The 13,128-nt window shown below is 62.8% G+C and carries 14 protein-coding genes; 6 read left to right on the forward strand and 8 right to left on the reverse strand.

The window, feature by feature from the left end:
- Positions 1–14: 14 nt before the first annotated feature.
- Both BLS75_RS15360 and rlmF read left to right on the forward strand, forming a co-directional pair.
- Positions 15–2,861: a valine--tRNA ligase gene (locus BLS75_RS15360; RefSeq protein ID WP_072451209.1), complete on the forward strand. Its 2,847-nt coding sequence runs from the start codon at positions 15–17 to the stop codon at positions 2,859–2,861.
- Between the two features lie 205 nt (positions 2,862–3,066).
- Positions 3,067–4,092: a 23S rRNA (adenine(1618)-N(6))-methyltransferase RlmF gene (gene rlmF / locus BLS75_RS15365; RefSeq protein ID WP_072451210.1), complete on the forward strand. Its 1,026-nt coding sequence runs from the start codon at positions 3,067–3,069 to the stop codon at positions 4,090–4,092.
- Positions 4,093–4,186: 94 nt separating this feature from the next.
- Here rlmF and BLS75_RS15370 read toward each other — a convergent pair whose 3' ends face one another.
- Positions 4,187–4,468: an HU family DNA-binding protein gene (locus BLS75_RS15370; RefSeq protein WP_003440137.1), complete on the reverse strand. Its 282-nt coding sequence runs from the start codon at positions 4,466–4,468 to the stop codon at positions 4,187–4,189.
- A gap of 394 nt (positions 4,469–4,862) precedes the next feature.
- Here BLS75_RS15370 and yejK point away from each other — a divergent pair, with 394 nt between their 5' ends.
- The gene (gene yejK, locus BLS75_RS15375; RefSeq protein WP_011059411.1) at positions 4,863–5,867 is read left to right on the forward strand and encodes a nucleoid-associated protein YejK; all 1,005 of its coding nucleotides are present in this window, start codon (positions 4,863–4,865) and stop codon (positions 5,865–5,867) included.
- The gene (locus tag BLS75_RS15380) at positions 5,867–6,220 is read left to right on the forward strand and encodes a glutaredoxin family protein (RefSeq protein ID WP_011059410.1); all 354 of its coding nucleotides are present in this window, start codon (positions 5,867–5,869) and stop codon (positions 6,218–6,220) included. Before yejK ends, BLS75_RS15380 begins: the two co-directional genes overlap by 1 nt.
- A gap of 79 nt (positions 6,221–6,299) precedes the next feature.
- Here BLS75_RS15380 and BLS75_RS15385 read toward each other — a convergent pair whose 3' ends face one another.
- From BLS75_RS15385 to BLS75_RS15405, 5 genes are all read right to left on the reverse strand, one after another.
- Positions 6,300–7,235: a glutathione S-transferase family protein gene (locus tag BLS75_RS15385; RefSeq protein WP_011059409.1), complete on the reverse strand. Its 936-nt coding sequence runs from the start codon at positions 7,233–7,235 to the stop codon at positions 6,300–6,302.
- 87 nt (positions 7,236–7,322) lie between these two features.
- Positions 7,323–7,643 carry a GIY-YIG nuclease family protein gene (locus BLS75_RS15390; RefSeq protein ID WP_072451211.1) on the reverse strand — a complete coding sequence of 107 codons (321 nt, stop codon included), beginning with the start codon at positions 7,641–7,643 and terminating at the stop codon, positions 7,323–7,325.
- 54 nt (positions 7,644–7,697) lie between these two features.
- Complete coding sequence (locus tag BLS75_RS15395; protein ID WP_011059407.1) at positions 7,698–8,168, reverse strand: nuclear transport factor 2 family protein; 471 nt, start codon at positions 8,166–8,168, stop codon at positions 7,698–7,700.
- Between the two features lie 99 nt (positions 8,169–8,267).
- Positions 8,268–9,560, reverse strand: a complete 1,293-nt coding sequence (locus BLS75_RS15400; protein ID WP_053156472.1) for a CynX/NimT family MFS transporter — start codon at positions 9,558–9,560, stop codon at positions 8,268–8,270.
- A gap of 13 nt (positions 9,561–9,573) precedes the next feature.
- A complete protein-coding gene (locus BLS75_RS15405) occupies positions 9,574–10,233 on the reverse strand; it encodes a FadR/GntR family transcriptional regulator (RefSeq protein WP_065364583.1) in 660 nt (219 codons plus the stop codon).
- Between the two features lie 165 nt (positions 10,234–10,398).
- Here BLS75_RS15405 and BLS75_RS15410 point away from each other — a divergent pair, with 165 nt between their 5' ends.
- Positions 10,399–10,710 (forward strand): type II toxin-antitoxin system MqsR family toxin, encoded by a 312-nt coding sequence (locus BLS75_RS15410; RefSeq protein WP_072451212.1) that lies wholly within the window; start codon positions 10,399–10,401, stop codon positions 10,708–10,710.
- Complete coding sequence (locus BLS75_RS15415) at positions 10,707–11,189, forward strand: type II toxin-antitoxin system MqsA family antitoxin (RefSeq protein WP_072451213.1); 483 nt, start codon at positions 10,707–10,709, stop codon at positions 11,187–11,189. Before BLS75_RS15410 ends, BLS75_RS15415 begins: the two co-directional genes overlap by 4 nt.
- Before the next feature lie 65 nt (positions 11,190–11,254).
- Here BLS75_RS15415 and BLS75_RS15420 read toward each other — a convergent pair whose 3' ends face one another.
- Both BLS75_RS15420 and BLS75_RS15425 read right to left on the reverse strand, forming a co-directional pair.
- Positions 11,255–12,019, reverse strand: a complete 765-nt coding sequence (locus BLS75_RS15420) for an amino acid ABC transporter ATP-binding protein (RefSeq protein WP_011059402.1) — start codon at positions 12,017–12,019, stop codon at positions 11,255–11,257.
- Positions 12,020–12,029: 10 nt separating this feature from the next.
- Positions 12,030–13,127: an amino acid ABC transporter permease gene (locus BLS75_RS15425; protein ID WP_011059401.1), complete on the reverse strand. Its 1,098-nt coding sequence runs from the start codon at positions 13,125–13,127 to the stop codon at positions 12,030–12,032.
- Position 13,128: the final 1 nt, after the last annotated feature.

Here is a 13,128-nt window from a genome sequence, read left to right on the forward strand (position 1 = left end):
GGGTCCCGCCGCGCATGGATAAGACCTACCAGCCGCACGCCATTGAAACTTCCTGGTACCAGACCTGGGAGTCCGAGAACTACTTCGCCCCGCAAGGCGCGGGCGACTCCTACACCATCATGATCCCGCCGCCGAACGTCACCGGCAGCCTGCACATGGGCCACGGCTTCAACAACGCGATCATGGACGCCCTGATCCGTTTCCGCCGCATGCAGGGTCGCAACACCCTGTGGCAGCCGGGCACCGACCACGCCGGCATCGCCACGCAAATGCTGGTGGAGCGCCAGATCGAAGCCCAGGGCCAGAATCGCCATGACCTGGGCCGGGAAAAATTCCTCGAGAAAGTCTGGGAATGGAAGGATCAGTCCGGGGGCAACATCAGCCGCCAGATCCGCCGCCTGGGCTCCTCCGTGGACTGGAGCCGCGAGCGCTTCACCATGGACGACGGCCTCTCGGAAGCAGTGAAGGAAGCCTTCGTGCGCTTGCACGAAGACGGCCTGATCTACCGCGGCAAGCGCCTGGTCAACTGGGACACCAAGCTGCACACGGCGATTTCCGACCTCGAAGTGGAAAACCACGACGAGAAGGGTTTCCTGTGGAACCTCAAGTACCCGCTGGCCGACGGCGCCAAGACAGCCGAAGGCAACGACTACCTGATCGTCGCCACCACCCGTCCGGAAACCATGCTCGGTGACTCCGCCGTCGCGGTGAACCCTGAAGACGAGCGCTACAAGGCCCTGATCGGCAAATTCGTCGAGCTGCCCCTGGTGGGCCGCCGTATCCCGATCATCGCCGACGATTACTGCGACCCCGAGTTCGGCACCGGCTGCGTGAAGATCACCCCGGCCCACGACTTCAACGACTATGAAGTCGGCAAGCGCCACAACCTGCCGCTGCTCAACATCTTCGACAAGAACGCCGCCGTACTGCCGGCCTGCCAGGTGTTCAACCTGGACGGCAGCCTGAACGACAGCGTCGACGGCAAGATCCCGGCCGAGTACGTGGGCCTGGACCGCTTCGAAGCACGCAAGCAGATCGTGGCCGCGTTCGACGCCGCCGGCCTGCTGGTGAGCGTCGACGACCACGCGCTGAAAGTGCCGAAGGGCGACCGTTCCGGCACCGTCATCGAACCGTGGCTGACCGACCAGTGGTATGTCTCCACCAAGCCGCTGGCAGAACCTGCCATCGCCGCCGTGGAAGACGGCCGCATCGCCTTCGTGCCCAAGCAGTACGAGAACATGTATTTCTCCTGGATGCGCGACATCCAGGACTGGTGCATCAGCCGCCAGCTGTGGTGGGGCCACCGCATTCCGGCCTGGTACGACGAGTCGGGCAAGGTCTATGTCGGCCGCGACGAAGCGGAAGTACGGGCCAAGCACAACCTCGGCCCGGACGTTGCCCTGCAGCAGGACAACGACGTGCTCGACACCTGGTTCAGCTCGGGCCTGTGGACCTTCTCCACCCTGGGCTGGCCGGAACAGACCGACTTCCTCAAGACCTTCCACCCCACCGACGTGCTGGTCACCGGCTTCGACATCATTTTCTTCTGGGTCGCCCGGATGATCATGCTCACCATGCACCTGGTGAAGAACGAAGACGGCACGCCGCAGGTTCCGTTCAAGACCGTGTACGTGCACGGCCTGGTCCGCGACGGCCAGGGCCAGAAGATGTCCAAGTCCAAGGGCAATGTCCTCGACCCGCTGGACATCATCGACGGTATCGACCTGGAAACCCTGGTGCAGAAGCGCACCACCGGCCTGATGCAGCCCAAACTGCAGAAAGCCATCGAGAAGCAGACCCGCGCCGAATTCGCCGACGGCATCGCCAGCTACGGCACCGACGCCCTGCGCTTCACCTTCTGCTCCCTGGCCACCACTGGTCGCGACATCAAGTTCGACATGGGCCGCGTCGAGGGTTACCGCAACTTCTGCAACAAGATCTGGAACGCCGCGCGCTACGTGCTGGACAAGGGCGAGGACTGCGGCCAGAACGGCGAAGCTTACGAGCTGTCCCTGGCGGACCGCTGGATCATCTCGCAACTGCAGCGCACCGAAGCTGAAGTGACCCGTCAGCTCGACCAGTTCCGTTTCGACCTGGCCGCCCAGGCCCTGTACGAGTTCATCTGGAACCAGTACTGCGACTGGTACCTGGAGCTGTCCAAGCCCGTGCTTTGGGACGAGAACTCGCCGGTTGAGCGCCAGCGCGGCACCCGTCGCACCCTGGTACGGGTACTGGAAGTGGCGCTGCGCCTGGCGCATCCGTTCATGCCGTTCATCACCGAGGAAATCTGGCAGCGCCTGGCGCCGCTGGCAGGCAGCACCGGCAAAACCATCATGCTGCAGCCTTGGCCGGTGGCCAATGAAGCACGCATCGACCAGGCCGCCGAAGACGACATCGAATGGCTCAAGGGCCTGATGCTCGGCACTCGTAACATTCGCGCGGAAATGAACATCGGCCCGGGCAAGCCCCTGGCCCTGTTCCTGAAGAATGTCAGCGCCGAAGACCAGCGTCGCCTGACCGAGAACGAAGCCTTGCTGAAAAAGCTGGCCCGACTCGAATCCATCACCGTACTGGCTGCCGGCGACGAAGCGCCGCTGTCCGCCACGGCGCTGGTGGGCGAGATGGAAGTGCTGGTGCCCATGGCCGGCCTGATCGACAAGGGCGCCGAACTGGCACGCCTGGACAAGGAAATCCAGCGCCTGCAAGGCGAAGTGCAACGCGTGGGCGGCAAGCTGTCCAACGCCTCCTTCGTCGACAAGGCCCCGGCCGAAGTGATCGAGAAGGAACGCGCCAAACTGGCCGAGGCCGAACAGGCCCTGGGCAAGCTGGCGGAGCAGCACGCACGGATCTCCAGCCTGTAACGGCGATTCGCGCAGTGTGAAAGAGGGAGGCCCGCAGAGGCCTCCCTTTTTTATTGGCGGCAGATCGCTTTCGCTGGCAAGCCAGCGAAAGCGTTACGCGGTGGTTTGCCAGGAGCCGGCTTGCCGGCGGCGAAGCCTCCCGCCCCAACGCCGCAAGATATGGGACAATGCCCGCCACTTTGAACCAGCCCCGAATCGATCCCCCATGACCGCCCCCAACACCCCCAAGCCTGCGCGCAAAAAACCCAAGCCTGCCTCCCCAGCCAAAGCCGCCACGCCCCGGGAAAAGGCCAGCCTGCATCCGCGCAATCGTCACCAGGGGCGTTACGACTTCCCGCAACTGATCAAGAGCACCCCGGAGCTGGGGCAATTCGTGATCCTCAATCCCTATGGCAAGGAAAGCATCGATTTTGCCGACCCGGCCGCCGTGCGGGTATTCAACCGGGCCCTGCTCAAGGCCTTCTACGGCATCGCCCACTGGGATATTCCGACGGACTTCCTCTGCCCACCAGTGCCCGGTCGTGCTGACTATGTGCACTTCCTCGCCGATCTGCTGGCCAGCCACAACCAGGGTGAAATCCCTCGTGGCGCGGCCGTGCGGGTACTGGATGTCGGCGTCGGCGCCAACTGCATCTACCCCCTGATCGGCTACAGCGACTACCGCTGGCAGTTCCTCGGCTCGGACATCGACAGCACCGCCCTGGCGGCGGCCAAGGCGATTGTCCAGGCCAACGGCTTGAACAAGGCCATCAGCCTGCGCCAGCAGGGCAATCCCAAGCAGATCCTCACCGGCCTGCTGGACAGCACCGAGCGTTTCGACCTGACGATGTGCAACCCGCCCTTCCATGCCTCCCTGGACGAAGCCACCCGCGGCAGCCAGCGTAAATGGCGGGCCCTGGGCAAGGCCGACCCCAAGCGCAAATTGCCGGTGCTGAATTTCGGCGGGCAGGCCCGGGAGCTCTGGTGCGAAGGCGGCGAGATCCGCTTTGTCAGCCAGTTGATCAGTGAAAGCGCCAGCGTCGGCCAACAGGTGCTGTGGTTCAGCACCCTGGTGTCGAAGGCCTCTAACCTGCCGGCGATTGAAAGCGCGCTGAAAAAGGCCGGAGCCCTGGAAAGCCAGGTGGTGGAAATGTCCCAGGGGCAGAAACAGAGCCGCTTCGTCGCCTGGACCTTCAAGGACAAGGCACAGCAACAGGCCTGGAGCCAGGAACGCTGGATGAGGAAGAACTAAAGAGGCGGGGGATTCAAGGACGATTCACCTTGCGTGAATCGGTGTTACACAAACCGTGCCCGGAAAACTTCTGAGCACGGTTTCACTGCAAGTATTACTTGTTAACAGCGTCGGTCAGGCCTTTAGCCACAACCAGCTTGATAACTTTCTTGGCAGCGATTTCGATGGCAGCGCCAGTCGATGGGTTACGGCCAGTACGGGCAGGACGCTCGGTCACTTTCAGTTTGCCGATACCTGGCAGAGTGATTTCGCCGCCATTTTCCAATTGATCAGCAACGATCTGAGCCAGTTGGTCCAGGGCGTTACGCGCGGTGGTTTTCGGCGCGTCGATAGCTTCAGCGATATCAGCGATCAGTTGGTCTTTAGTAATAGCCATTGTGGTGTTCCTTCCCTATCAAATTCATTTGGATTGCAGAGTGCAGTGTCAGCCATCGAGCCAGATCTTGTGAATCTGGCACCCCGGTTACAACCACGACAGATCGGGGTTATAGATACCGAAATCAGGGTTTGGTTCGACCCGACAAATGCTGAATGCACGCTTAACGCTGAGACATCGCGTAAGACGGGGCAAAACTAGCACACAGACGGGGAAATATCCGCCTCTACCTAGCCATTTGGTCAGCTTTATTGCTCTAAATCGGTAAAAAAATGCATAAGCCTTACCGACGAGCCGTTCATCACCCGGCAAACCGCGCCAAAACCAGCGGGTGCGGTACACTGGGCACTTTTTCGGGGAGCCCGCCCTCCCCCTTCAATCAGCCGAGAAGCCCATGCCGATCCGTCATTGCATCGTCCACCTGATCGACAAAAAACCCGACGGCAGCCCAGCAGTCCTGCACGCCCGCGATTCCGAACTGGCAGAGTCCGCGGCCATCGAGAACATGCTCGCCGATCTCAATGAAAGCTATAACGCCAAACAGGGCAAAGCCTGGGGCCTGTTCCACCCCGAGTCCGGTGCGTTCCCCTTCAGCGGCTGGCTGAAGGAGTACCTGGACGGCGGCCAGGACTTCACCGCGTTCAGCCGGGTGGCGGTGGAGCATCTGCAGAAGCTGATGGAAGAGTCCAACCTGTCGGTGGGCGGCCACGTACTGTTCGCCCACTACCAGCAAGGCATGACCGACTACCTGGCGATCGCCCTGCTGCACCACAGTGAGGGCGTGGCGGTGACCGACCAACTGGACGTGACGCCGTCGCGCCACCTGGACCTGGGCCAGCTGCATCTGGCGGCGCGGATCAACATCTCCGAATGGCAGAACAACAAGCAGTCCAAGCAGTACATCTCCTTTATCAAGGGCAAGAACGGCAAGAAGGTCTCGGAGTATTTCCGCGACTTCATCGGCTGCCAGGAAGGTGTCGACGGCCCGGGCGAGACCCGCACCCTGCTCAAGGCCTTCAGCGACTTCGTGGAAAGCGAGGACCTGCCGGAAGACTCGGCCCGGGAGAAGACCAAGACCCTGGTGGACTACGCCAGCAGCCAGGCCAAGCTCGGCGAACCCATGGGCCTGGAAGAACTCTCGGAACTGATCGACGAGGATCGCCCCAAGGCGTTCTACGATCACATCCGCAACAAGGACTACGGGCTGTCGCCGGAGATCCCGGCGGACAAGCGCACCCTGAACCAGTTCCGCCGCTTCACCGGTCGCGCCGAGGGCCTGTCCATCAGTTTCGAGGCCCATCTGCTGGGTTCGAAGATCGAGTACGACGAAGAAGCCGGGACCCTGATCATCAAGGGCCTGCCCACCCAACTGACCGACCAGCTCAAGCGCCGTAACTGATGCTCCAGGGGGTATTGAAGAAGTTCCTGCTGATCCTGCTGGTGGTGGTGACCTACCAGCACTGGGGCAAGATCGAACGGCTGTTCAACCCTTCGGCAATGGTCAGCGAAGAGACCCGCGAGCATGCCCGGGTGGTGCTGTACGCCACCGACTGGTGCGGCTACTGCAAGGCCACCCGGCGCTTTCTCGATCAGAAGGGCATTCCCTTCCGGGAATTCGACATCGAGAAAGACGCCGCGGCACGCCAGGCCTACACCGCCCTGGGCGGTGCCGGGATTCCGATCCTGGACGTAAATGGCACCCTGATCCGCACCTACGATCCCGACGCGATCATGGCCGCGCTGAAGCCCTAGGAGCCGTTTCGCTTGCCAGCGAAGGGGGCGGCCGCTCTGGGAACGCCTTCGCAGGCAAGCCAGCTCCTGCAGATATGCATCACTGGGCCTGGATGCGAAAGCCCAGCCGTGGGAAGTGCACGTGGACCACACCGGCACGTGGATCTTCACGGCGCAGGATCAGCTCTTCAGTACCGGCGAACAGCAACTCGCCCGCCACCGGGTCGACACCGTAGTCAGTCGCTGCAATCACCACCTGCTGGCCCGCCTTGAAGCCGTTGGGGTCGACGAACTGTTCATCCGGCAGCGCCGCCGGGGTGGCACTGCGCGAGACCTCGAGGGCCTCTTCGGCGCTCATTTCGGTGAAGGAGCCATGCCCAAAAGCCAGGACCCGCGCCAGCCAGCCAGCAACCGCCGGGTAGTCGTCCACCAGCGGCGCGGTCACCGGCGTGCCCTTGAGGAACCACAGCGGGTGAGCCAAGGCAATATCGGCAATCGACGGTTGGCCAAACAGGAAGTCCCCGGGCTCGCGCTGCAACTGCTGCTCCAGGCGCGCCATGAGGGTCGGCCACTGATGCTTGGCCACCTCCAGAGGCAGCCGGCTGGCGCTGCCGCCACTGAACAGCCCGGCACGGTCGGCCATGAAGGCCTTGACCGCTTCCGGCGGCAGCTTGCCGAAACGCACGGCTGCGGATTCAGGCTGGAATACCAGGGTCACCGCGTGCTGGAACACTACCGAATCGACCCAGGCGGCGAAGGCCGCACTGATCATTTCCTGGCCTTCGGGAAACAGCGCAGGCGAGGATTTTTCCTGCTCCAGGCGCCGCGCGATCAAGGCCGTGTCGCAATAGATATCCGCGCCGACCTGCAACACCGGGGTCTTGCGATAGCCACCGGTCAGGGCGGTCAGGTCGGGCTTGGGCATCACCGGGGAAATCTTCACCGAGCGCCAGGACAGCCCCTTGAAACCCAGCAGCAAGCGGGCTTTTTCCGCAAAGGGAGAGGTCGGGTAATGGTGGAGAATCAACTCTGACATGCTGGGGTCCGCCGGAAGAGGGAGAGCGCTGAGCTTAGCGCGCAATCCGTGGACGGCCTACAGATCCGGCTGATGAGAACCTATCAGTCAGATTGATGCCGCGGCGCTGGCCGAAGCCACCAGGCATTCCTTGGCACTCTTCCTGAGCTTCTTGATCAACCGCTCCTGGCGCAAGGCTTCGCCCTTGTCCCGGCAAGCCTCGGTATAGACCAGCGCCACCGCCGGGCTGGAGAGAAAGAAACGCGCGCCCTTGCCGCTCTGGTGCTTGGCGAAGCGCTTCACGGGGTCGTCGCTGATACCACAGTACAGGGCACCGTTGGCCGCCCGCACCAGATACACGAACCAGGGCTTGGCGTCAGTGGCAGGCTGCGCCGTTTCGGCACTGGAGGATGAAAGAGGGCTGGTCACAAAAGGTATCGAGGCCTGTGGATAACAAGCCGCGATCTTAGCAGAGGATGGCTTTCAGCGACCGCTCTGGAAGGCCTTGAGCCCCTTGCGCGCCTGGGCTCGAACAGCATTCTTGAGCAGCGGCGTCCAGCCCAGCAGCAGGCCCTTGGTGCCCAGGGCCTGGCGCGCCCAACGCCACATGTCGAACTGATCGTGATGCTCGCAGATCTTGCCGTCGCGAAACACGAACCGGGCCTGGATATCGTTGATCACCGTATTGCCGGTCTGGCTGAACAGGTAGGTGGCAACCCAGTGCGCGCCGCCGGAATTCGAGTCGGCACGCACCTGATCGAAAGTCAGGGAAAAGTCCTTGGCACGGGAGGTGAGCATGCGCCACATATCGCCGGCATCACGCCCGCGCAACTCGCCGAACGCCGGGTCACTGAACAGCACATCCTCGGTGTAGCAGGCGCTCATGGCCTCGGCATCCAGGCGCTGGAAAGCCTGATAGAACTCGGTGATCAGGGCGCGATGGGCATCACTCATGAACGGACTCCGAAAGGGCAAGGGGGATGCAGCACAATAATCCGCAACCCCGGCGAACACTATCGGCATTTACCGGGCAAATAGCGCAAGCAAGGCCCGTCAGATTCTCTCGCTCTGCACCTGCACATGCAGCGAACGACCGGCGCCCAGCCCGGCAATGATCGCACCGCAGCCCAACACCGCGAAAATCCAGCCCACAGCGTTCCAGCCCCCGGTCCAGTCGTGCACCAGGCCCACCGCAAACGGCCCCATGGAAGCCAGGGTGTAGCCGATGCCCTGGGCCATGCTCGACAGGTTGGCCGCCACATGGGGGTCCCGGGAGCGCAGCACGATCAGGGTCAGGGCCAGGCTGAAGGTGCCGCCCTGCCCCAGGCCCAGCAGGACCGCCCAGCCCCACAGGCCCTCGATGGGCGCGTACAGGCAACCGAACAGGCCGCCCAGGGTCATCAGCATGACAATCACGATGGCCAGGCGCTGGTCCTTGCCCCGGGTCGCCAGCCAGGGCGCCGCCAGAGAACTGGCCAATTGCACGATCACCGAACCGGACAGCACCAGCCCGGCCTGGGTCGGGGTCAGCCCACGGCCGATCAGGATCGACGGCAACCAGCCAAACACGATGTACGCCAGGGAGGATTGCAGGCCCATGTACAGGGTTACCTGCCAGGCCAGGCGGTCCCGCAACAGGCCGCGCACGCGAAAGGCCACATGGTGAGCACCGTGCTTGTGCCCGACCTGAGGCAACCAGAACAGGGCCGCCACCAGCGCCGGCACCACCCAGAAGCCCAGCCCCATGGCCCAACTGCCCCCGAAATGCTGGCTCAGAGGTACCGTGGCCCCCGCCGCCATCGCCGCACCCAGGCACAGGGCCATGGTGTAGACCCCGGTCATGGTGCCCGCGTGCCGGGCGAAGTCACGCTTGACGATACCCGGCAGCAGCACCCCGATCACGCCGATGCTGGCGCCGGCCAGGATGCTCCCGGCAAACACTCCGACCTCACCGAAGGAACTGCGCAGCACAATGCCCAGGGCCAGGGTCATGAGGATGCCCAGCACCACCCGCTCGGCGCCGAAGCGCCGGGCCAGCAGCGGCGCCAAAGGCGCGAACAGCCCCAGGCACAGCACCGGCAAGGTAGTCAGCAGCCCGGCCTTGGCGGCCGATAGCCCCAGGTGCTGCGACACATCACTGAGCAGTGGCGCCATGCTCGACAGCGCCGGACGCAGGTTCAGCGCCACCAGGATCAGCCCCAGCAGCAACAGCCAGGGGCGCTGCAGAGGCGGTGGAGCCTGCTGCACCTCTTCATCATCAGCCTCGGCGTCGATCAGCAGCTCTTCGAGCTCGGCGGAACGCCGAGGCGAGGACGGGGTTTTCGCAGGTACCGTTTGATTGGACATGGAGGTCTCGGACTCAGGATTCGTTGATCAGCTGGCGGGAAATGTTCTTGGCCCGTTCGGGGTCGCGTTGCTCGATGGCATCCAGCAGGTGTTGGTGCCGATCGAAGACTTCCTGACGCCTGGGGGTCACGGTCAGGGTCTGGCGCAACTGGGCGCCGACCACGCTGGAGAAATAGCGATACAGCTGGCTGAGGGTCGGGTTGTGGGCGGCGTCCACCAGGCGCTGGTGAAACACCAGGTCGCAGGCGATGTAGCTTTCCAGGTCGCCATGAAAGTGCCCGCCGCTGACGGCCAGCGCATCGCTCAGGGCGTGCAGGTCCTCGTCGGTGCGGCGCAGGGCGGCCAGGCCGACGGCCTCCACTTCCAGAATGTGGCGGGTTTCCCGGGCCTGCTCCAGGGAGCACTGGGACAGTGCCTGGAGCATGTCCAAGGGATCGGCCACCGCCCGCAGGTAACTGCCGTCACCCTGGCGGATCTCGATCAGCCCGGAAAACGCCAGTACCCGCAGGGCCTCGCGCACGGTGTTGCGGCTGATGCCCAGCTCACTGGCCAGTTCCGGTTCGGTGGGCAGGCGCTGGCCCACGACCCAGGCGCCATTGGTGATGCGCAGGCGCAGTTGCTCCAGGGCCTGGTCGACCAGGGAACGTTTGATCAGGGGGGATATTTCGCTCATTGAACTCACTCTTTCATCCAATCATCGGACGAATTGCCTGGCATGGTATTCAGACCTTTCCCAGAGTTCAACGTTTTAGGCGGGTGCAGGCACTTTCGCCATTTCAAACAGGTCTTGACAAAAAACCCTTTAAGGGTAATTTCGAGTCAGCCTCAAGGGTGTCTCATGGAAAAGAAAACACCTCACTATGACCTGTCGCTGATCAAGGCACAGGTCGTTCGGCAAGGGGCGCAAGCCTGCACTCGAAGCGCGTTGCTCTGCGGCAAGGAACTCGGATTGTCCTTGGCGGCCATGCAACGAGTGATAGCCGGACTCCAGGGCAGCATGTTCTACAAATCGATGACCACCTATCACGATCACCGGGTGTGGCAGGACGTGTATTACACCGGCATCGATAACCGGACGCTCTACATCAAGATCACCCAGCGCCCCGGCATAGGGCCTCCAGTGATCTCCTTCAAGGAGGCACAAGCATGAAACGACAACAGTGCTACAGCTGCGGCGCTCCCACCGGCATGCTGGCGTTCGAGCAGCGCAGCGAGCTCATCGACTACCGGCATCTGCAGCGTCACCTCCATGGCCTGGCCGGCTGGGAATGCCAGGAATGCGGTGAAATCGAATTCGACGCACCGAGCGCAGAACGCTACGCCGCCGCGGGCGACCAATTGCTGGAGGAGTACCGGCAGAGCGTCGCCGCCGACATGAAGCGCATCCGCCGCAAGCTGCACCTCTCGCAGAAGGAAGCGGTCAAACTGCTGTCGGGTGGCGGGCACAATGCCTTTTCCCGTTACGAGCGCGGCGAAGTCAGCGCGCCCCAGCCGCTGTACATGCTGATGCGCTTGTTGGATCGCCACCCGCAGTTGATGAAGGACGTACTGGAGCTCAGCGAGCCGCAACTGGCGCCCTCAGCCTTGAGCGACCAACCCGAACCACAGCTCGGCGCTGCCGGCCGTTGAACGCCGGGCAAAAATAAACCCGGAGCCAGTCCGGGTTTATCGTCAGCGCAGGCCCCGCTGCAGCATCAATGCAGGATCTGGCTCAGGAACAGCTTGGTACGGTCGTTCTGCGGGTTGTCGAAGAAGTCGTTGGGTGCCGCCTGCTCGACGATCTCGCCCTTGTCCATGAAGATCACCCGGTTGGCCACGGTGCGGGCAAAGCCCATTTCGTGGGTCACGCAGAGCATGGTCATGCCGTCTTCGGCCAGGCCGATCATGGTGTCCAGCACCTCCTTGACCATCTCCGGGTCGAGGGCCGAGGTGGGCTCGTCGAACAGCATGATCTTGGGCTTCATGCACAGCGCCCGGGCAATCGCCACCCGTTGCTGCTGGCCACCGGAAAGCTGGCCCGGGTACTTGTTGGCCTGCTCCGGAATGCGCACTCGCTCCAGGTAATGCATGGCGATTTCCTCGGCCTTGCGCTTGGGCATCTTGCGTACCCACATCGGCGCCAACGTGCAGTTCTGCAAAATGGTCAGGTGCGGGAACAGGTTGAAGTGCTGGAACACCATGCCCACTTCCCGACGAATTGCCTCGATCTGCTTGAGGTCGTTGGTCAGTTCCACGCCGTCCACCACGATGCGCCCCTGCTGGTGTTCTTCCAGGCGGTTGAGGCAGCGGATGGTGGTGGATTTGCCCGACCCCGAAGGCCCGCACAGGACAATGCGCTCGCCTTGGCGGACGTTGAGGTTGATGTCCTTCAACACGTGGAACTGGCCGTACCACTTGTTCACACCCTGCATCTGAATAATGCCTTCAGGGCCCACAGGCTTTTTGCTCGCTTGACTCATGGAGATACTCCTAACGCTTGTGGCCTGTGTCCAACTTACGCTCCAGGTGCATGGAGTAGCGGGACATACCAAAACAGAAAATCCAGAACACCAGGGCCGCGAAGACATAGCCTTCGGTGGCCATGCCCAGCCATTTGGGGTCGGCGGCGGCCTGTTTGACGCTGTTGAGCAGGTCGAACAGGCCGATGATGATCACCAGGCTGGTGTCCTTGAACAGGGCGATGAAGGTGTTGACGATGCCGGGAATCACCAGCTTCAGGGCCTGCGGCAGAATCACCAGGCCCATGGCGCGCCAGTAGCCCAGGCCCATGGCCGCAGCCGCTTCGTACTGGCCCTTGGGAATGGCCTGCAAGCCACCCCGCACCACCTCGGCCACATAGGCCGACTGGAACAGGATCACCCCGATCAGCGCACGCAACAGCTTGTCGAAATTCATGCCTTCGGGCAGGAACAGCGGCAGCATCACCGAGGACATGAACAGCACGGTGATCAGCGGCACGCCGCGCCAGAACTCGATGAAGGTCACGCAGACCACGCGGATCGCCGGCAGGTTGGAGCGCCTTCCCAATGCCAGCAGGATTCCCAGCGGCAGTGCCCCGGCGATGCCCACGGTGGCAATCACCAGGGTCAGCATCAGGCCACCCCACTGGCTGGTGGCCACCGTGCTCAGGCCCAGGTAACCGCCGTGCAACAGGCTGTAGGCAATGATCGGGTAACCCACCAGGAAGCACAGCCCGTAGATCGCCTTGCGCGGGAAGCGCGAGATGAACAACGGTGCGGCACCGATCACCGCCAGCCACACGCTCAGGTCCACTCGCCAGCGCAGTTCCACCGGGTAGTAGCCGTACATGAACTGGCCGAAGCGCTGCTGGATGAACACCCAGCAGGCGCCGCCCCTGGTGCAGTCGGCGCGAGAGGTACCGACCCAGTTGGCGTCGAGAATCGCCCAATGCAGCAGCGGCGGCACCACCAGGTAGATCAGGTAGAAGGCAAACAGGGTCAACAGGGTATTGAGCCAGTTGGAGAACATGTTGGCGCGCATCCACGCCAGCACGCCGATACTGCGGCTGGGCGGCGGCATATCGGGCTTGAAGGTATGAGTCGTCATG

The sequence above is a fragment of the Pseudomonas sp. NFPP12 genome (assembly GCF_900103205.1).
In the GTDB taxonomy this organism is placed as follows: domain Bacteria; phylum Pseudomonadota; class Gammaproteobacteria; order Pseudomonadales; family Pseudomonadaceae; genus Aquipseudomonas; species Aquipseudomonas protegens.

What these genes read in the sequence shown, in the direction of transcription:
- BLS75_RS15360 (WP_072451209.1), top strand. Translation starts at nt 15, where the DNA reads ATGGATAAGACCTACCAGCCGCACGCCATTGAAACTTCCTGGTACCAG.
- rlmF (WP_072451210.1), top strand. Translation starts at nt 3,067, where the DNA reads ATGACCGCCCCCAACACCCCCAAGCCTGCGCGCAAAAAACCCAAGCCT.
- BLS75_RS15370 (WP_003440137.1), bottom strand. Translation starts at nt 4,468, where the DNA reads ATGGCTATTACTAAAGACCAACTGATCGCTGATATCGCTGAAGCTATC.
- yejK (WP_011059411.1), top strand. Translation starts at nt 4,863, where the DNA reads ATGCCGATCCGTCATTGCATCGTCCACCTGATCGACAAAAAACCCGAC.
- BLS75_RS15380 (WP_011059410.1), top strand. Translation starts at nt 5,867, where the DNA reads ATGCTCCAGGGGGTATTGAAGAAGTTCCTGCTGATCCTGCTGGTGGTG.
- BLS75_RS15385 (WP_011059409.1), bottom strand. Translation starts at nt 7,235, where the DNA reads ATGTCAGAGTTGATTCTCCACCATTACCCGACCTCTCCCTTTGCGGAA.
- BLS75_RS15395 (WP_011059407.1), bottom strand. Translation starts at nt 8,168, where the DNA reads ATGAGTGATGCCCATCGCGCCCTGATCACCGAGTTCTATCAGGCTTTC.
- BLS75_RS15400 (WP_053156472.1), bottom strand. Translation starts at nt 9,560, where the DNA reads ATGTCCAATCAAACGGTACCTGCGAAAACCCCGTCCTCGCCTCGGCGT.
- BLS75_RS15405 (WP_065364583.1), bottom strand. Translation starts at nt 10,233, where the DNA reads ATGAGCGAAATATCCCCCCTGATCAAACGTTCCCTGGTCGACCAGGCC.
- BLS75_RS15410 (WP_072451212.1), top strand. Translation starts at nt 10,399, where the DNA reads ATGGAAAAGAAAACACCTCACTATGACCTGTCGCTGATCAAGGCACAG.
- BLS75_RS15415 (WP_072451213.1), top strand. Translation starts at nt 10,707, where the DNA reads ATGAAACGACAACAGTGCTACAGCTGCGGCGCTCCCACCGGCATGCTG.
- BLS75_RS15420 (WP_011059402.1), bottom strand. Translation starts at nt 12,019, where the DNA reads ATGAGTCAAGCGAGCAAAAAGCCTGTGGGCCCTGAAGGCATTATTCAG.
- BLS75_RS15425 (WP_011059401.1), bottom strand. Translation starts at nt 13,127, where the DNA reads ATGACGACTCATACCTTCAAGCCCGATATGCCGCCGCCCAGCCGCAGT.